The following is a 19141-nucleotide window of genomic DNA, read 5'->3' as shown; positions in this document are numbered from 1 at the left end:
AATGACCTTACCGGTTCTTGCTGGTGCAATTCCTTCCGATTTTAATACTGCTAACGCCTCGGACAACACCTTTGCCATAACTAACCTATATTGCCTATCCCCTAGCTGTGATTTCAGCGGTATACCCGATAGTGCATTGACCGCGTTATTCAAGTTCATAATAAGTTTGCCATACTGTACAGCTTTCATATCGTTATAAACCGTAACGGCCAACGACGCGTTACTAAGCGCTTTTATGACGTCACTACATTGGTTATTGGGATCTTCAAGGGCAATATTACCCTCAGTACCACGGTGAAAATGGCCGTTACCTTTATAAAAAACATTGAAAGGCACCATACCTGCAATTACGCATTGTTTTATGTGCTGGCGAAGCAGGTGTGCATTACCCACTCCGTTTTGAAGACTGACTACGACTGCTGATTGCTTTGCATGCTGATTGATTATCTCAGCAGCCTGCTCGGTATCTTGGCTTTTAACGCAAAGCAAAATGACGTCAGCATCAACTAAACTATCGTTCTCAATTGAAAATGCGATATGCTCAGGCTTTGTTAGCTGCTCACGCCCTTGCCAATCCGTTACTTTAAGACCATTGGCAGTAATATCATCATATAAACGCTGACGGCCAATGAGCGTAAGTGCATTAGCGGCGCTCAATGTGGGGTCAGAGGCTAACAGGCAGCCCGCTACATAACATCCAATACTTCCCGCACCTAACACGGCAATTTTCATTATTGACTCCCAATGAAAGTTTAGCTTTCAATACTTTGTTAGACTGCGATTAAACGATCGAAATGTAAACACAAAAATCACAATAAAATAACAAAAAGTGTTTCAGTATCAGTTATTTCCTATCAGTCCGATTTATTCTTTCAATTTTCCCCGGCGTCGTGATCTCCCTACAATTAGACCAAGTAGTCAATTTATAGTCATGGTCAAATAGAGGGTTATCATGTCGGGTCAACAATCTGCTCCTTGTCTCGCTTATTCAAAAGCACACAATGCTGAAATGTCGAACAATGGCAAAGTTGCCTTGGTTGCGGAAGGTGGTGGACAGCGAGGAATTTTCACGGCAGGCGTACTCGATACATGGTTAGACGCCGGACACGACCCTTTCGATATTCTTATCGGCACATCAGCAGGTTCACAGAACTTAACGAGCTTTGTCGCGCGTCAAAAAGGCTATGCAAAACGTCTTATTCGCGGCTTAACTCGACACAAACGCTTTTTCCAAATGGGAAGAGGTTTAATGGGAAAGCATATTGTCGATTTAGATTGGTATTTTGACAAAACCCAAGAAGCGAACCGTTTACTTGATCTTGATACTGCGAAGGCTAATGTTGCGGACAGAGAAATTTTATTTACCGCCACAAATTCCAGAGACAGACAGGCGTATTTTCTTGATCCAATGAAAAGTACTCACAACTGGGTCGATCTTATCAAGGCTTCGAGCGCCCTCCCCTTACTTTACAAACAGGGCGTACCGCTGCACATTGATGTCGAGACAAAAAAGGCAGCCAATACCGATTTCTTTCTAGACGGTGGTTTGGCTGCACCGTTGCCTGTTACCGAAGCGTACAAGCGCGGCGCGACGAAAATCGTAGTTATTCGCACCGTAGATAGAGGCTTTCAAGTACAGTCGCCTTGGCTACAAAGGTTAAGCGCGGTAATGTGCGCAACGGGCACGTGCCCAAAGACCATCGACTATCTGCTGCAGCACGAACAAGCGTATCAAAAAGAACTGGCATTTATTGAAAACCCGCCAGAAGGCGTAGAGGTTATTCAAATTTTTGCGTCAGATAAGCTTCAAAGTAAATTGTTAGGTAGTACAGACGCACAACTTCGTCATGATTATAAGCTTGGTAAGCAAGCTGGAAGTGCCTTTTTAGAAACCGAAAACAAAGTCATTGCTTACCAGCTAGAGGAAAACAGACAGCCTGTTGCTCCGCTTTTCGATGTAACTGATACACCCAAGGGCATGCATAGTAAAGACAGCGCTAATTATAGTGTGAAATCAGAACATGCTGCATTAAATGGTAAACGTCCAATTAAGTTGCCTTTCCCAGCACGTCGAACAGGCAAAATAGATAAAGTAGATAAAGAGAATAGGATCTCCGCGTAGCCCGTTTACTCATTTGATAAAGGGTGCTTGGCAGCAGGTGCCTTTTCTCTATTTTGCTACTCTTTCAGTAATATTTCTGTGTTATTTCGGTGCTATTTCGGTGCTTTGTTCGCCATGTTTACATCATGACTTAGTAAGCTCCTCTCCCGTTCTTGCCTCTATTGGCGGCAAACGGGTTGACATTGTCTGGCAGAATATTTATAACGCGCTCACCCACATAATCTTTAAATGTAACCATGTCAGAATTATCAACACCCGTAAAACAAACTGAAGCCCATAAACTTATCGACAGCCTATTGAAGTCGAACGACCCAACTGCTGATCTAGATAAGATTGCTGAAGAATTCAACATTGCGAACTGGGGACAGTCTAACGCTGTTTCTGCTGATTTATACTCAGCAGTTAGAGACTTGCTTGGCAAAGGCGTAGTGACTGGTAATGACCTAGTTTCTGGAAAAGACACCATGGACCCGATTGTACACAAAGTACAAGCGGAGACAGAAAAGCTTATTGCTAACCCAAGTGATGCAGACGCTGATCGCGTTCAAACGTTTGTACTTGGCTTCCTACGCACGTTTGTGAGCCAATTACTTCACCCAGGTACAAAGAAAGCGATTTACGCGAAAAAGCTTCCTGACTTAATCAAGCTTCACCAGCAAATTGCGAAGTAATTAGCAGCGGCGCGACATCACAGATGAAAAGCCATTAGCTTTAGCATACCAGCGTCGCAACAATCGCGTTTAAAAAGAAACCCGCTTCGTAGCGGGTTTCTTTTTACGTAAGCGAAAAGTATCCGCGCATCATCCAGCGCTGATCGGCAGGCACAAAAAAACCGGCCTAAAGCCGGTTCTCAGTATTTGGCGGAGAGAGAGGGATTCGAACCCTCGACGGTTATCTTACCAACAATTAAACCATATATATCAATAACATGAATATAAGCCATTCAAGGTGATTGTACTAGCTTTTTGTACTTATAGTGGAGAACTAGTAGTAAAAAAAAGCTATAAAGTAGTGTTGCAAAATTTAATAATATTGCCACCAATCTATGTTTGAAGAGTCAATTAGAATATGATGGACGCTGATGTTTGATAATGAGGTTATGGATGACAACTAATAAATTTGAATGGACAAGTTGCTTAATATTCATGGCGGGTGCAATTTTAGTTGTTTCTGGATTCAAGTTTGAATTTGAGTTCAAATCTGATTTATCTGACTGGTTCACCTTCGCAGCAGTAGTGGTCGCAATCTACTCTTCATGGAGAGCTTATCTTTACCACCGTCAACAGTTACAACCTTTTATAAATTTCCTACATAATTTTGATTCAAACTCTGGGACAGTCACTTTTTCTGTAGAAAATGTTGGCGGAAGTTACGCCAAAATTAATAAAGCTTATTTTAGATTCTTTGAACCCTATGGAGGATATAAGGATTTTTTTCCTTTAATTGATCATCACAATGAACTCAGAAATGTTCCAAACTTAGTTCAAGAAGCAAACTCACCAGATCGACTTGTTATCACTCTATTTAAATTGGCCCATGAAACATTTATTGCTAGTCAATTCTCAGAAGAAACAAAGATAAACGTAACATATGACTCCTACAGATTTACGGAGAATAATGCCATAGGAAAGGGTGAAAAGAGTGATATTTTAACAATGCAGCATGACATCCTTAAGAAAGACTCTAAGTACCCCAATTTTGCTCATGCACTATTTGCTCACTCTAAGATGCTAGAGCTATTTATCGAATATGAGGATGTGACAGGTAATAAATTTTATATTCCTTCGAAAGAAGCGTTTTTTGAATCAGAACAAAGCTTAAAGCAGATAGCTGATGATTCTCTTAAGGTGCCTCCAATTAAAAATCAAGTGCAGAACCAAAATACAACCAGTATGAAAATTAATATAAAGATTCCCAAGGACATTTTAGAAAACGCTATAGTGGACCGTAAGGCCTGATAAATTGAGTCTTGAGATATCTGTTGCCTCCACAATGTGTGAGGGGGGGATTCTGGAGGTAATATCCTTTTATTACGATTGCGTCGACCCGTGCCGTTAAAAAAATACGTGTGATACTTTTGGTAAATTTTGTGGTTACTTTTTAGCCGCCACTTTTGATATGTGAGGATAGATAATACCCTATTTATAGGTGACCTCAGAAGGGCTACTGAGGCCACCATACGATCTAATTATCTTCCAGCTCTAAAACCTCATCATCAGTAATCAAAAGGCTGTAACAAGATTCGCAACGGGTCCACAGGTCTATATCTTCACTAGGGTGTTGGTTGCCACATTCAAGGCAATTACGATTTACTATGTCCATTCAGGTGCTCCATCATTAGACTGAGCCAGCAGCGCTTTGGGCGAGTCGATCAACTTCTGAATTTTCTAAATGGCCACTATGCCCTTTGACCCATTCCCAAGTGACATTTAAAGACTGATTTAACTGGTCCAACTGTTTCCAAAGTTCAGCATTCTTAACAGGCTGCTTTGAAGCTGTCCGCCAGCCTCTTTTCTTCCATCCGTCAATCCATGATGTAATCCCGTCTTTGACGTACTTACTATCAGTAGTCACCACCACGGGTTTATCTGGGTGAGTAGCCTTAACAGCTTCCAATGCCTTTATTGCAGCCATGAGCTCCATTTGATTATTGGTGGTTTGCTTCACTGCACCACTGCGCTCTAGCCGTTTCTCATTTCCATTTTCGTCTGTTCTGGCAAGGATGAAAGCCCATCCGCCTTTGCCAGGATTTCCAAGGCAAGAGCCATCAGTAAAAGCGTATATAGTCGAGTCATTGTTTGTAGTAATTCTCTGTCTCCTTTACAACTAAAAAACTAAGAAGAATCTAAAGACTATCAACTAATTTTAGTGAAAATAACCCATGTTTTTTTCTTGCAAGTGGATTTTTTCTTCTATCATTTCAGCAACTTGAATGGAAATAGAAATAAAACACTCACTACAACGCAAGCCATATAGCAGAGTTGAGCGTATTCTCTCTCACATCGCTTATTTGCACTCTCAGTACAACTAACGTAAAAAATGTTGAGTACTAAAAAGAAAATATGCCTTCTCACAAAACTGTTGTGTACACCTTGGAAATACTTGGTGTACACATGTGTACTCTTAGTTCAAATATGCACTTTAATTATTGTTTAATAAGGATTTTTAAAGTGGAGTAGATTTACTAAAAGTCGTCTTTTTCTAACGAGAATTCTTTGCTATTTCCTTGTTTTTCTAGATAGTTACTTTCATCGCTGTATCCCTGAGCTTCTTCCCAAGTTGATTTTCTGGAAATAGTTATACCTAGTTCTTGACCTCGAACTGTCTTCCTAAGGGCTTCCCTAAAGACACCTGCACCATAATATTCAATCATGTTATTGAAGTTCTTCATGGCTTGTTTAATCTGATGTTCAGTCCATTCCTCACCATCTTCTATTGAAGGCATTACACGGCCTGAATATGCGTCAGATAATCTTCTCATCTTTGGGAACCCCTTTGAGTCCCATGCTGAAGAAGTTAAGTAGTATTTTTTATTCAGTTGTTCACTAAGAATCTCTACAAGGTGCTGAACACTAATATCTTTGTCCGTACTTATTCCTTGTAAGGCGTCTGCACAGGCAATTAAGGCTTTACGAAAGTGATCGGCCTGCCCTCGACCACATGATGCAACTTTCATTAACTGGGTGACACTGAGGCCAAATTGAAAAGTGACTATAAGACTTCTAAATTTCGACTGTGTAATTTCCTCATTGGTAACACCAACACCATGATTTTGATTCATCTCCTGTGCTGTTAAGAATGCTTCGTTATAAGTTCGATTCTTAATCAGTATTGCTTTTATGGTAATTGATTCTTCAGGCTTTACCTTGAGGAACTCTAAACAAGCTTTTGTGCGGTGGAAGCCATCAACCACATAGCGCTTGCTCCCAACTTCAAAAACCGTAATAGGTAGCCTTATGCCAATACCATTTAGGAGGTCGTTGAGGATTTCAGAGTCTTGCATATCTTGCTTTGTTATCTGCGCTTCCCTTTCTTTATTTGATTTTATCAATTCAGGTTCACGCGCTTGCATTAAAGGATCTAGTATTAACTCACGAGGGTCCAAGTCAGTCATACTACTATCTGACATATACTGGTTCATTAAGCTTTCTCTGAGGCTTCCAGAGCCCGTTGTACAGTTGAAAGAGACACACCAACCTCAGAGGCTATCTTACGCAAAGACATTCCCTGAGAGCGTAGGGATTGAATACGCTGGTGGTTTGATTTATTGGTAGGACGTCCACGGTACTTTCCTGCGGCCTTAGCTTTTTCTATGCCTTCCTGACGTCTTTCTTGAATCATCGACAGCTCAAACTGGGCAACAGCTCCAAGCATACTGAGCATGAGTTCAGACATTGGGTCAGAGCCACCAGCAGTGAAACTCAGGCCTTCTCTGTGGAACTTAACGCATACGCCTTTAGAGTTGCACTCACTGACCAACGTTTTAAGGTCTACGAGGTTCCTAGCAAGCCTATCAATGCTATGCACATGAACAGTATCACCTTCTCTGACATACTCTTTTAGCTCTTCTAGTGCTGGTCGATTAATAGTACCGCCACTACAGCGATCAATGAACTCCTTGGTAAAGTTCACACCTGTATCAGCTAGTTGACGTTCAGTATTTTGCTCTGTTGTTGAGACTCGTAAATAAGCAATATCAGCCACATCCTGTACCCGTTTAGATCTTAGAGTTGGAAAATATAGCTATACCTATAATATTAAGTCAACCCTAATGGGTACTGACTGACTTCAATTTGACCATACCCATATGGGTATACCTAAAAAGCACAGTTTCAATAGGACTATCATAAACTAAAGTTTAACTGAAACCTTGGAAAATGATACTCTCTAAAAAACGAAACAATAAGGTAAGGAAATCGAATGTGCAGCGGTAACGTATTGAATGATAAAGGACAACCTAACAATATTGCTATCAATTACAAACGGAACAAAGCCAAAGCAGTTTTGACTTTAAAAGGAATCATTGATGGAATCCACTGTGACGAACACCTAACTCCAACTGAAGAAATATTTCTGAGAGCTTGGAAAGATAATGACATATTCAATCTCAATGACGGTGATTTCATCGACATTCATGAGCAAATTGAAGACATACTCGAAGACTCTGTAATTACGGCGGAGGAGAAGGCTGACTTACAAGCCATGCTTGACGATATTCTTGAGTATGGTGAATTAATCAGTAGTGATTATGATGCTTTGGTAAATCAACTGCTTGGCTTTCTAAATGGTATAAGCGCTGATGATGAAGTAAACGATACTGAGATCCGGAGCCTTAAGAAACTATTAGACTCGACCCCTGAGTTATCTGAAGTTTGGCCGGGCAATGCACTAAAAAGCAGAATTGATGAAATATTACGTGATGATGTAGTTTCTAGTGACGAAAGGACAGAGTTATTAAATCTAATTAAGGCTGTTTCTGGGCAACGAATGATTGAAACTGGTCTCGCGTACGGTATGTCAGCGGACTTTTCAACTAGCACGGAAACAAAAATGGCTCTTGAAGGTTTGACTGTTTGCTTTACTGGGGAGTTTTTAAGCGGTTCACGGAAGTTACAACAGGACAAAGCAGAGCGATTAGGGGCAACAGTAGCACCCAGAGTAACCAAAAAGCTTGATTTATTGGTCTTAGGTTCTGTAGCAAGTAGAGATTGGAAGTTTAGTAGCTACGGTAAAAAACTTGAGGCCGTTTTGAGTAATCGCTCTAAAGGCATTGAAACTGAAATCATTAACGAAGACACTTGGAACGAATTAGTGCACCTTATTTAATTCTCAGTTTGATTACGCAATAGTTCAATTGCTAATTTCAAGTTTGGAGAAGAATCAAACGGGCCTATATTTCTGATGATTAGGTCATTCGAGCTAACATAGTTTCTGATGTGTGGCGGTGGAATATGCGATGTAGCTTGGATATCAGCTATATATCCTCCTAGAAAAAATCGATAATACAGCATTCCTTGGACCCTGTTTACATAAGGATCAAATAAAATTCTATGTAAATTAGGGTCATGCTCACTAGGTTCATATCGCCCCAATATAACAGGGTAGTCACTTATACCGCCGGTTTCATTCTGCCAAATTAACTCTTTTAGCCTGCCCTCCGTAGGCCCTAAATTTACACGACTAAATATAGGAAGGTTACTAATCGACGCCCTCCATAACACTGTCATTACAAAGAATTTGATTTTTTGGTACTCAACACCTTCAGCTTTATACGCAACCAACTTACCATTTTTAGTTATTGGTACTTGTTGAGACTCACGTTGCAAAAGTGTTCTGGCCGCGTAGTCATCTGGGACTTTGAACCGTTCTTCACACTCATTACACAGTATTGCAGGGTCGTAAGCTCCTATTCTCGATAACGAGTTATATTGACCTTCTTTATTTGTTATGACGTTAAAGGCAACGCTCTTGTCTTGGCGAAGGACTTCGTAGAAAGCGCGAGGAATTATATGGCTTTTAACCAATTTACGCTCTCGAAGGCATCCTTTACAAACTCTACTAGTCATTCATTTATTCCTTTACAAAAATATTCTACACAAAGACTTATATTGAATTTAGTTAGGGGCATGTTCCCACAACTTTTTAAGAGTTAAGCGAGGAATCCTATTTATCGCTTTTTGCTTTGTATCCAAGTAAACCGTTCCATATTCATCCCCAACGTTTCCTGAAGAGTGTCCGGTGATAGAATTGCTCACACTATCGCTGACTTCAAGTGTTCTCAGTAACGTTTTAAATGAATGTCTGAAAGCATGTAAAGGTTGAGATATTTTTATCCCTTCAGCTTTCACAACCTTGCCCCACCAGTCGCCTATATACGGTACTTTCTTCCCATATTTATCAGCAGGAATTTGTGGAAATAACCAACCGTCAGCTGCCTTAACGTAATCAATAAAGCCAAGTTCCAATAAGTGCTCATGCAATGGCACATGCCTGAGAGAGGTATCGTTTTTCACTGACTGATCTTCACCCCTTCGAATATTCAAGAAGTAAATTCCTTTTGAGTCTTTGCAGATATCCTCTTTTCTCAACTGTGTTAGCTCGCCTACCCTTGCGCCTGTATACCTGCACAACAAGGGAATCCAATATGAAGCCAAACCATAGCGTTTAGTTGCAGTAGGGTCTGTAAATATAGGCAGAGCAAACAATCTGTTAATTTCATCCAAGCTATACCCACGGTCTTCAGCCGCTTCCGTGCGTTTAGGGCCAGAGGGAACCTGTACCCTTGCCATTGGATTATCTTGAATAATGCCAAGCTCTACTGCGTGGTTAAAAACAAGGGTCACAAGCCTCATGTCTTTCTTCACGGTAGAAGGGCTTAAAGTATCTAACCCCTTAGTTTCAGCAAGTTTAACCTGTTTATCTATAGGTAAGGACCTTATTGCTTTCTGCTTGCTCTTAGGAAGTTTAAGTAAGGTATTTCTGAAGTGGACCAAATCAGCAGATACGATGGCTGTAACATCCTTATCTCCCACAATCTCTACAAAGCGCCTGACACTTTTAGCTGTCTCATCCAGCGTTTTGAGTACACTTCCGTCCCCTTTGTTGCTGAGTAATTTTGATTCCCTGTGGCTCTCATAGACCTGGCTCATTGAATGTTTAACTGGAACTTCTGGCTTACCTCGCGAGCTGGTGGACTTCCTAGCCTGTAGAGGCTTATCTACGAGTGTCATTTGCTTAACAGGTTCAAATGCCCAATCATTTTCAATTCGTGCCTTACAGAGCTTTTCAACGGCATATAGATAAGGGAAAAAGTTACGGATTAACCGTAAATAGGAATTACTTTGATGAGAAACTATCAGGCCTTCAATATCCAACTGAGGGTCAATGATGTGAGCAAGTTCATCAATTAGAACCGTCAGCTCTTCATCTGTTGCCCTTTCAATCTCTGAACCCTGAATTGACAGTGTATCTGTAAGTCCAAACATAAAGGTAACTTTAAGGCTTTCATCCGTAAGGCCAGTATCACTTAGCTTACCTACGTCATAACTTATAAATTCAGAAGTATCACCACCAGCTTCAATACGGCTTCTCACTCGTGCATACCAGCGTTGTGCAATAACAGCACAATCTCTTGGGGTTAGCTCTACGTAGGAAGCGTCTGACAATTTAGCTCTGGCGAGCTGAATCTGACTATAGGCGTCTTGAGTGGGTTCAATCGCTCTAAGTTTGGCTTCTCGTGAATCTTTAGTGCGTAATGACTTTTTAAATTCACGCTTACCAATGATGTGTCGTACGTCAGCAGGAACAACTACTCTGACGTAATAAATTCCAGATTTAGGGTCTTTGTACGGTGTTGCCATTGTGCCCATTTTGTACCACCAATTTGTACTAGTTGGTGATATCGTCGTTACTCTCTAGGCTTTTAACTATGCGGCCCCTAGAGAATTAGGGGCCTGTAGGTATTTGGCGGAGAGAGAGGGATTCGAACCCTCGATACGCTATAAACGTATACACACTTTCCAGGCGTGCGCCTTCAGCCACTCAGCCATCTCTCCAAATTTTGTATCAAGAAGATTTCAACGACGAAAACCCTTGAGCGCGCGTATAGTAGGTAAAGCCGCGCGCTTAATCAAGAACTTGCTGGAAAATATTCAGCAAGTGCTTATAAAACGTGCGCTTATAGCCCGCCCTTCGCTTTTAACTCGGCTGAGAAGTTAAGCATGCGATCAAGTGGAATAAGTGCGCCTTTACGCAATTCATCATCAACAAAGATTTCATGCCCATCAGTTTCGCCCGTTAAAGACGCCTTAATCGCTTCTAAGCCGTTCATTGCCATCCAAGGGCAGTGAGCACAGCTTTTACACGTAGCGCCGTTACCGCCCGTTGGAGCCTCTATAAACGTCTTCTCTGGGGTAAGTTGTTGCATCTTGTAAAAGATGCCTTTATCGGTAGCAACAATAAAGGTGTCGTTATCCATGGTTTGCGAAGCTTTTATTAGTTGACTGGTTGAGCCAACTGCATCTGCCATCTCTACCACACTTGCGGGTGATTCAGGGTGAACCAGAACCGCTGCGTTTGGATACAGTGCTTTCATGTCTGCTAGTTTCTGTGCAGAGAACTCGTCGTGAACGATACACTCGCCCTGCCACATTAGCATGTCGGCACCCGTTTGCTTGGCAATGTACGAGCCTAAGTGTCGGTCAGGGCCCCAAATGATTTTCTTGCCCTGGCTGTCTAAGTGCTCAACGATTTCAAGCGCGATGCTCGACGTTACTACCCAGTCGGCGCGTGCTTTTACTGCCGCTGATGTATTCGCGTAAACCACGACGGTGTGGTCAGGGTGCTGATCACAGAATTCGCTAAACTCTTTTACCGGGCAACCAATATCAAGCGAACACGTTGCTTCAAGTGTTGGCATTAGTACGGTTTTTTCAGGGCTAAGAATTTTTGCCGTTTCACCCATGAAGCGAACGCCAGCAACAATTAAGGTTTGTTCTTGTGCATCTCTACCGAAACGCGCCATTTCCAATGAGTCTGCCACGCAGCCACCTGTCTCTTCAGCGAGTGCCTGAATTTCATGGTCGGTGTAATAGTGTGCGACAAGCACAGCGTTACGGGCTTTAAGTAAAGCTTTGATCTCAGCCTTTAATTCAGCTTTACGTGCTTCTGACAATGGCTGTGGTTTTGCTGGGAACGGGTACTCTACCTGATCCACTCGAAATGCTACTGACATTAACCTACATCTCTGTTGCGACAAGGGTGCGGATTATACCCAACTGTCATAAAAATTACACACTACCTAATCAACATAAGGGTAATTAAATAGTCGTAGTTATGCTTACCTGTTCTACTACATGGGGTTAGGTAAACCAGATCAAAGTGCAAATGAGACGAGTAGCGTTTTAAAACGCAATAAGCATTGGTTTTTTGTACAGAGGAGATTATTTAAAAAAGGAATATTTGAGTTTGAGACTTGATGGTGGGTCGTGCTGGATTCGAACCAGCGACCAATTGATTAAAAGTCAACTGCTCTACCAACTGAGCTAACGACCCTTTCTTTCCTGTTGTTGCCTGTGTCTTGGCAACGGCGGCATATAATACTCAGATTTTTATTCGACGCAACCCATAACGTCCTTTTATTTTCATTTTTCTGTCAAATTACGACTAAACGGTCAAAATGAAAACAAATCGCTGAGTATTTATACCAGTACTAATTGAGTTTAGTCAGGTTTCTACGAAATACAGTGAAATTTGGTGCAGAAGTTTTATGCACTCTAAATGGAATTTTTTGAAAAAAACTTTTCTCTAACTCATAAAAAAGCCTCTTTAAAAGAGGCTTTGTTCATTACAAGTTATTTAACCGAGATTCAGCGAGGCGTTTTGCCGAAGAATCAGGGTAATCATTTACAACTTGTTGGAACAGCTGACGTGCTGTTGAACTGTCTCCCGTTCGCTCAGCAATGACACCTAGTTTTAATAAGGCATCAGGACGCTTGGAAGAATCGGTAAAGCGATTAGCTACAATATTAAATTGCTCACTTGCTTCGCTCCACTGCTGCTTATTAAACAGCAACTGCCCTAACCAATAGTGCGCGTTTGGTGCGTAACCACTGTTGGGAAAGCGTGAAATGAACGATTGAAACGCAGGAATGGCTTTATCGTACTCACGAGACTTAAGGATCAAATTCACCGCATTTTCGTAGGCTTCATCTTCACCTGCTTGCGGAGCTTGCGTTGGCGTAGATGCTGTTGGAGAGCTCACAGAGCCCGAATCAACACCTGCACTAGGCATGGCACTACCTTGTAGCGCGCCGCTTTGCTTAAGTGCTTCCACGCGTTTATCTATTTCAAGGTAAAGCTCACGCTGACGCTCAAGTACTTTTTGAAGTTCATTGGTATTAACTTCAACCGCACCACGCAGCTGGTCGACTTCCATTTGCATATTGTCTAGTTGCGTTTGAAGCCTGTGTTGCATTTCGGTTCGGCTCTTAACAATACGCTCTAGCACAACAATACGCTGCTCTAATTCACTGCCGCCATTGGCGTCTACCACAGGCGCTTGCGCAAATGCGGTAGAAACAGCAAGGGCGGCACATAAAGTGACGCCCATTTTTAATGTCTTATTCGTAAGAATAGTCATTAGCGGTAAACAACCACTCCGCGACGGTTTTGAGCAAATGCATACTCAGTAGAACCCATCACTGCTGGTTTTTCTTCGCCGTATGAAACTACTGTTACTTGGCTGCTGCTTACGCCAGCATTAAGTAGGTAAGTTTCAACAGACTGTGCACGACGTTCGCCTAGCGCGATGTTGTACTCAGGCGTACCACGGCTGTCAGTGTGACCTTCAATAGTCACTTTAGTGCTTGGGTTTTTCACCAAGAACGCCGCGTGCTTGTCTAGAATACGCTGGAACTCTGGCTTAATGCTTGAGCGGTCAAAGTCAAAGTAAACGGTTTGTTCGTTCTTCAGCGCTTCCATTTCTTGCTGAACCATTTCTTCTTGACGCTTCATACGCTGTGCAGCTTCTGCTTTAACGCGCTGTGCTTCTGCTTCACGTGCTTCCGCTTCTGCAGCCGCTTGTTCTTGTGCAAGGCGGTTACGCTCTGCTGCCAATTCTTCTTCGCTAGGGCCTGAAGAACATGCCATCATTGTCACTACTGGCAATGCGATAATGAAGCTCTTCATCACTTTATTCATTTGCATCCTACTAATCCTTAAATTTTATTGTTTAGTCGTTAAATTGTTAGAACAAAAATGGTGACCAACTTGGCGATTTAACTTGCCCATTGGCTGCTGGTAACCTAGCTTTAAAACGCCCATCTAAAGAAACCAGTGACAACACTTGGGTTCCCTCGTGAAGGGTGCTGTATATAATCATGCTTCCATTCGGCGCTACGCTTGGTGATTCATCTAAGTACGTCCGTGTCAGTACTTGAGGTGATCCACCATCCAAAGACTGCTTCGCAATGTGATAGTTCCCATTAGTTTGGTTTACCATAATCATTTGCTTGCCGTCTGGGGAAATCGTACCGCCAAGGTTCTGTTCACCTACAAAGGTAACTCGCCTTACTTTCCCAGAATTTAAATTTACGCTATATATCTGGGGTTTACCACCCCGTTCCGAGCTAAATATTAACCCACTGCCGTCTGGTAGCCACGCGGGCTCCGTATCAATCGCTCTATTTCGTGTTACTCGGCGAAGATTTTTTGTCGCTAAGTCCATCACATAGAGTTCAGGGTTTCCATCTTTCGATAAAACCATTGCAAGTTGCTTGCCATCTGGTGAAAACACCGGGCTACTATTTATTCCAGGGAAATCAGTAATGCGCGTACGCTCGCTGGTGTAGATATTCTGAATGAATATTTGCGGTCTACGATTTTCAAAACTAACGTAGGCAAGCTTCTCGCCATCAGGCGACCACACTGGCGACATAAGCGGCTCTGGCGAAGACAACAAGCGCGTTTCGTTCTCACCATCGTAGTCTGCAATGACTAATTGGTAAGGTTTTTCTACCGTGTCACGGTCGCGAACAATGACGTAAGCAATTTTCGTTAAAAACGCACCGCGAACACCGGTCAATTTTTCATACACAATGTCGCTAATTCGATGCGCATACTGGCGAAAATCTCGACCGTTGATCACTGCCTGACGGGCAGCTAGTACGTGATCATTACTCGATACCAAATTGCCGTCTTTGAGTACTTTAGCTTGCCCATTGTCAACTTGCCCTTTAAGTACATCAATCAACTCATAGGATACAAGGTAACGGTCGCCTCCTTGTGGCTCAATACTTCCTACTAAAACCGTGTCCACACCTAAGGTTGCCCATGCAGTGAAAGACACTTGTTCCGCTGTCTCCGGGTACTGTGGCATTTTGTCGACAGATACCGGATTAAACTTACCACTACGCATTAAGTCGGCCATCACCACTTTAGAAATATCGCCAGGCATGCTGCCCTGACCTTTCCATTTAAATGGCACAACCCCGATTGGACGTGCACTATCTACGCCCTCGGTTATCACAATTTCTAAGGATGCAAACACTTTGGCACTGAATGCCACCGTAATAAGCGCTATCCATAAACCTAGTTTTTTCATACCACTATAATTCCACTTTTAAAGTAATGTCTTTTAACTGCTCGTAAACGTCTGGCGCATCAGATACCGGTAACTTTTCGGCCCTGCGAACCGCGCTTTCAGCCGCTCTACACAGCGCATCATTGCCGCCGAGTACACGAATACTCGTAACAAACCCTGTCGTTGCTAACCGAATATTCAATCGACAGGTTTTGCCTTGATAGCTGTCGTCTGAATACAAATTGCGCTTAATGGTTTGCTGAATAAGCGCGGTATAGCGCTCTACTTCAGTAAGTACCTGTTTTCGCCTACGTTCTTGCTGAGCAGCTTGTTCTTTTGCAAGCTGCTCTTGCATGATCCTTTCCATTTCAGCGCGTTCAGCTGCTTCTTTTTTCTTTCGCTCAGCCTCAGCTTTCGCTTTTGCTTCGCGCTCCTTACGCTCTTGTTCCTTCTGCGCCGCTAAGCGCTCCAAGTCTTTCTGACGTTTCGCTTCAGCCGCTTCTGCTTCACGCTTCTCTTTCGCACGCTTGGCTGCTAGCTGCTGCTGGCGTTTTTTCTCTGCCGCGGCTTCTGCTTTTCTTTGCCTTTCTTGCTCTGCGGCTCTTGCTTGAGCTTCAGCTTGTGCCTGCTCCCTTTTTTGATCCGCAATCGCTTGCGCATCAATAAACGTCGCTTCTATCACAGGCGCATTCGACGGCATACTTGGCAACGGGTCAGGAGAGAAACTGACGCTAATTAGCAACAGCGCAGCAATAAAAAGATGCAAACCAATGGACTTGTACAAGCCTACTTGTTCTGGGCTTATACTGTTGGCTTGCTTGGCACTTTTGCCGTTCTTTTTATCACCACTTACACCGTTACTCGCGTTGTTTGAGTGGCTAGCGGTTGACGTGCTTTTCGACACTTCAGGTTTCGACATATCTATATTACTCAACCGGATCCGTCATTAACCCTACTGAAGGCACACCCGCCTGCTGTAATAACACCATTAGCTGTATCACTTCGTCATACGCTACTTGTCCATCGCCTTTTACCACTACGGGCGTATTGGGCTCTTTGGTCAATTGTGCTTTTACAATAGCGCCAAGCTCTTCTTCGCTAATTGGCGATTCCTGGTCTTCGCCTACATTAAGGAAGTAGCGACCTTTAACATCCACTGACGCAATAATCGGTGGTGTATCTTCTTGCTCTATCGGGTTGGCACTTGCTTTAGGCAAATCCACCTTTACCCCTTGAGAAATAAGCGGCGCCGTTACCATAAAGATAATAAGCAACACCAACATCACGTCGATGTAGGGCACTACGTTTATCTCTGATACCGGCCTGCGGCGTTTTCTTACATACATAACAAGTCCTCCGTTTGGAATGTAAACGCTTAGGCTTGTTGTTGTGCTTGCGCAGCAACGGCTTGGCGATGAAGGATTGCAGAGAACTCTTCCATGAAGTTGCCGTAGCTATTTTCAAGCTTCTCAACCTGATGGCTGAAACGGTTGTAGGCAATAACCGCAGGAATAGCGGCAAACAGGCCGATAGCAGTTGCAATAAGTGCTTCTGCAATACCCGGCGCTACCATTGCAAGGGTAGCTTGCTGCACTTCACCTAATGCGATGAAGGCATTCATGATCCCCCACACAGTTCCAAATAGACCGATGTAAGGACTAATTGAGCCCGCCGTGGCTAAAAAGGGTAGACGACTTTCTAATTCTTCGACTTGACGAGACATAGAAACGCGCATGGCACGGTATGTACCATCAACTATGCCGTTGGTAGCGGTGTTAGACTTGCGCAGGCGAACAAACTCTTTAAAGCCTGAGCAAAAGATGCTGCCCATGCCTGTTAAGTTAGTTCTGGCAGAAAGCTCTTGATAAAGACGGTTAAGGTCAGCGCCTGACCAGAACTTATCTTCAAACTGACGCATTTCGTTGCGTGCCGCCGACAACGCTTTGCTGCGTTGGAAGATAAACGTCCACGACGCTATCGACACGCTTAGCAACAAAAGCATAACTAGTTGAACAATAAAACTCGCTTGTAAAAACAAGCCAATAAAAGTGAGATCAGATGACACGCGAAATTTCCCCTAACAAAGTACGTGGTAATCTTTTTGGCTTCATAACGGCCAAATCGACGCAGGCAACCTTGATATCTCCCGATACCAATGTAACGCCTTGTTCATTTTTAATAATTTGTTGAAACGTCATACTAGCGCCTTTCAATTCTACAACGCGAGTTTCAATACTCAACAGTTGATTGAACCGTGCAGGCGCATAGTTATGCATTTCAACGTGTTTGACGACGAAAGCGATGGATTGTTCCATAAGCGTGTCTTGTTCAAAACCTAGCTCGCGAAGCCACTCTGTACGGGCTCGCTCCATAAACTTTAGGTAATTCGCATAATAGACGATACCGCCTGCGTCGGTATCTTCGTAATACACTCTTACCTGGTGTAAATGCATAACTATTCCTTCACCCAAAAATTTAATAATCCAAAGCGGAGTTAAAATAACTAATTAGCGCGACAAAATGCAGAACAAAAACACTCCACAAGCCCCACCAAAGCTAACATTTAATCAAAAGTAAACCAATATTAAACACCCAGTTAACACATTAGTTTTTCTAATTCAAAACAACAATTTTACTCAATTGTAGTTTTTTCTGCTCTCCCTATAATGCACAGCATCAGTCGTACAGAGCGTGATGGTGCTTAGCACGGTCATGCAAGAGTTATTCTCCTGTTAGACATGAGTTCCCTGGATTTATTTCCTTCAACACTTGTTGTTTTAGCCCGCTCAATGAGCGGGCTTTTTTTTGCCTGTAATTTAGCATCGGTACAAACCAAAATATTGGCGGCCCATGCTTAACTTGCGCTATGCAATAATTCGCCATCCAATCTCAATGCTCTGAACTTACAGCTTCCCCCATACGAACATTTACTTGTAGCGTTTGAAACGGCTTCTGTATTTTCTGTGTTGCCAAAAAAAGCCCAGCAATTCTGCTAGGCCTTTAAAACGAATCTGTACCTTCTTACAAAGGGGCGGTAAATTATTCAGACGGAGCGAAGCCAAAATGAAGATAAGCGCGCTGCGACACAATACGGCCTCGAGGCGTGCGCTGTAAAAAGCCCTGCTGAATAAGGAAGGGTTCAATAACGTCTTCTATGGTTTCTTTTTCTTCACCAATGGCTGCTGCCAAATTGTCTAAGCCTACTGGCCCACCATCAAACTTTTCGATAATAGCAGTAAGCAATTTACGATCCATGTAATCGAAACCTTCTTTATCAACGTCAAGCATGTCCAGTGCCTTCGCTGCCGTATCGGCCCCCACCGTGCCGTCTGCTTTAATTTCTGCGTAGTCTCGAACACGGCGTAACAAACGATTAGCAATACGCGGTGTGCCACGCGAACGACGAGCCACTTCTTGCGCACCTTCATCGTTCATGTCTAAATTCAGATAGCTCGCGCTCCTTGCCACAATGCTGGTGAGATCTTTTACGTTGTAAAACTCAAGGCGTTGAACAATACCGAAACGATCGCGTAATGGAGACGTTAGCGAGCCTGCGCGCGTGGTTGCGCCCACAAGAGTAAACGGAGGGAGATCCAGTTTAATAGAACGGGCTGCAGGCCCCTCGCCTTTCATAATATCAAGCTGGTAGTCTTCCATGGCAGGATAGAGAATTTCTTCTACTACTGGGCTTAGGCGATGTATTTCATCGATGAACAATACATCGTTGCGCTCAAGGTTGGTAAGAAGTGCAGCCAAGTCCCCAGCTTTCTCAAGCACGGGGCCTGACGTGGTTTTAATATTCACGCCCATTTCGTTCGCCACGATATTTGCAAGCGTGGTTTTACCGAGCCCTGGCGGACCAAATATAAGTAGATGGTCTAGCGCATCGTCACGATTTCGCGCAGCTTGAATAAAAATTTCCATCTGCTCACATACGT

At 43.1% G+C, this 19141-nt stretch carries 19 protein-coding genes and 2 tRNA genes; 4 read left to right on the top strand and 17 right to left on the bottom strand.

Features of this window, described 5'->3' with window-relative positions:
* A partial coding sequence (locus QVA83_RS16035) for a 2-dehydropantoate 2-reductase (RefSeq protein ID WP_287498674.1) occupies positions 1-732 on the bottom strand: 732 nt, incomplete at its 3' end.
* A 220-nt stretch (positions 733-952) separates the two neighbouring features.
* Here QVA83_RS16035 and QVA83_RS16030 point away from each other — a divergent pair.
* From QVA83_RS16030 to QVA83_RS16020, 3 genes are all read left to right on the top strand, one after another.
* Positions 953-2122 (top strand): patatin-like phospholipase family protein, encoded by a 1170-nt coding sequence (locus tag QVA83_RS16030; RefSeq protein WP_061485262.1) that lies wholly within the window; start codon positions 953-955, stop codon positions 2120-2122.
* A 236-nt stretch (positions 2123-2358) separates the two neighbouring features.
* Positions 2359-2793, top strand: a complete 435-nt coding sequence (locus tag QVA83_RS16025) for a hypothetical protein (protein WP_014976038.1) — start codon at positions 2359-2361, stop codon at positions 2791-2793.
* A gap of 432 nt (positions 2794-3225) precedes the next feature.
* On the top strand, positions 3226-4080 hold the full coding sequence (locus QVA83_RS16020) for a hypothetical protein (RefSeq protein WP_156078115.1): 855 nt from the start codon (positions 3226-3228) through the stop codon (positions 4078-4080).
* A 379-nt stretch (positions 4081-4459) separates the two neighbouring features.
* Here the strand turns inward: QVA83_RS16020 and rnhA are convergent, their stop codons facing one another.
* The 3 genes from rnhA to QVA83_RS16005 form a co-directional block, all read right to left on the bottom strand.
* The gene (gene rnhA, locus QVA83_RS16015) at positions 4460-4906 is read right to left on the bottom strand and encodes a ribonuclease HI (protein WP_231513139.1); all 447 of its coding nucleotides are present in this window, start codon (positions 4904-4906) and stop codon (positions 4460-4462) included.
* Between the two features lie 400 nt (positions 4907-5306).
* On the bottom strand, positions 5307-6251 hold the full coding sequence (locus QVA83_RS16010) for a hypothetical protein (RefSeq protein ID WP_197040338.1): 945 nt from the start codon (positions 6249-6251) through the stop codon (positions 5307-5309).
* Positions 6252-6262: 11 nt separating this feature from the next.
* Complete coding sequence (locus QVA83_RS16005) at positions 6263-6826, bottom strand: recombinase family protein (RefSeq protein WP_156078113.1); 564 nt, start codon at positions 6824-6826, stop codon at positions 6263-6265.
* Positions 6827-7042: 216 nt separating this feature from the next.
* Here QVA83_RS16005 and QVA83_RS16000 point away from each other — a divergent pair, with 216 nt between their 5' ends.
* Positions 7043-7948, top strand: coding sequence for a BRCT domain-containing protein (locus QVA83_RS16000; protein ID WP_156078112.1), 906 nt, complete (start codon positions 7043-7045; stop codon positions 7946-7948).
* On the opposite strand, the gene QVA83_RS15995 is transcribed toward QVA83_RS16000, so the two are convergent.
* From QVA83_RS15995 to ruvB, 13 genes are all read right to left on the bottom strand, one after another.
* Entirely contained in the window at positions 7945-8688 is a 744-nt protein-coding gene (locus QVA83_RS15995) for a hypothetical protein (protein WP_156078111.1), read from the bottom strand. The genes QVA83_RS16000 and QVA83_RS15995 overlap by 4 nt on opposite strands.
* Positions 8689-8736: 48 nt before the next feature.
* On the bottom strand, positions 8737-10491 hold the full coding sequence (locus QVA83_RS15990) for a site-specific integrase (RefSeq protein ID WP_156078110.1): 1755 nt from the start codon (positions 10489-10491) through the stop codon (positions 8737-8739).
* A gap of 95 nt (positions 10492-10586) precedes the next feature.
* Positions 10587-10677 (bottom strand) — tRNA-Ser (locus tag QVA83_RS15985).
* A gap of 122 nt (positions 10678-10799) precedes the next feature.
* A complete protein-coding gene (nadA, locus tag QVA83_RS15980) occupies positions 10800-11855 on the bottom strand; it encodes a quinolinate synthase NadA (protein WP_039227298.1) in 1056 nt (351 codons plus the stop codon).
* 244 nt (positions 11856-12099) lie between these two features.
* Positions 12100-12175: transfer RNA gene (locus tag QVA83_RS15975), tRNA-Lys, on the bottom strand.
* A 292-nt stretch (positions 12176-12467) separates the two neighbouring features.
* Positions 12468-13262 (bottom strand): tol-pal system protein YbgF, encoded by a 795-nt coding sequence (gene ybgF / locus QVA83_RS15970; RefSeq protein WP_014948871.1) that lies wholly within the window; start codon positions 13260-13262, stop codon positions 12468-12470.
* On the bottom strand, positions 13262-13828 hold the full coding sequence (gene pal / locus QVA83_RS15965) for a peptidoglycan-associated lipoprotein Pal (protein ID WP_014948870.1): 567 nt from the start codon (positions 13826-13828) through the stop codon (positions 13262-13264). The genes ybgF and pal overlap by 1 nt, the downstream gene beginning before the upstream one ends.
* Positions 13829-13868: 40 nt before the next feature.
* On the bottom strand, positions 13869-15224 hold the full coding sequence (gene tolB / locus QVA83_RS15960; RefSeq protein WP_156078109.1) for a Tol-Pal system beta propeller repeat protein TolB: 1356 nt from the start codon (positions 15222-15224) through the stop codon (positions 13869-13871).
* Positions 15225-15228: 4 nt separating this feature from the next.
* A complete protein-coding gene (gene tolA / locus QVA83_RS15955; protein WP_156078108.1) occupies positions 15229-16122 on the bottom strand; it encodes a cell envelope integrity protein TolA in 894 nt (297 codons plus the stop codon).
* 7 nt (positions 16123-16129) lie between these two features.
* On the bottom strand, positions 16130-16549 hold the full coding sequence (tolR, locus tag QVA83_RS15950) for a protein TolR (protein ID WP_156078107.1): 420 nt from the start codon (positions 16547-16549) through the stop codon (positions 16130-16132).
* A gap of 29 nt (positions 16550-16578) precedes the next feature.
* Positions 16579-17268, bottom strand: coding sequence for a protein TolQ (gene tolQ, locus QVA83_RS15945; protein ID WP_014948866.1), 690 nt, complete (start codon positions 17266-17268; stop codon positions 16579-16581).
* A complete protein-coding gene (gene ybgC, locus QVA83_RS15940) occupies positions 17258-17656 on the bottom strand; it encodes a tol-pal system-associated acyl-CoA thioesterase (RefSeq protein WP_014948865.1) in 399 nt (132 codons plus the stop codon). The genes tolQ and ybgC overlap by 11 nt, the downstream gene beginning before the upstream one ends.
* Positions 17657-18242: 586 nt before the next feature.
* On the bottom strand, positions 18243-19141 hold an 899-nt coding region (ruvB, locus tag QVA83_RS15935), incomplete at its 5' end, for a Holliday junction branch migration DNA helicase RuvB (protein WP_287498673.1).

Source organism: Alteromonas sp. AO-Serp, assembly GCF_017849675.1.
GTDB classification, from domain to species: Bacteria; Pseudomonadota; Gammaproteobacteria; order Enterobacterales; family Alteromonadaceae; genus Alteromonas; species Alteromonas macleodii.
Note: the sequence above shows the minus strand (reverse complement) of the source record. Positions and strands in the feature narration are given on the sequence as shown.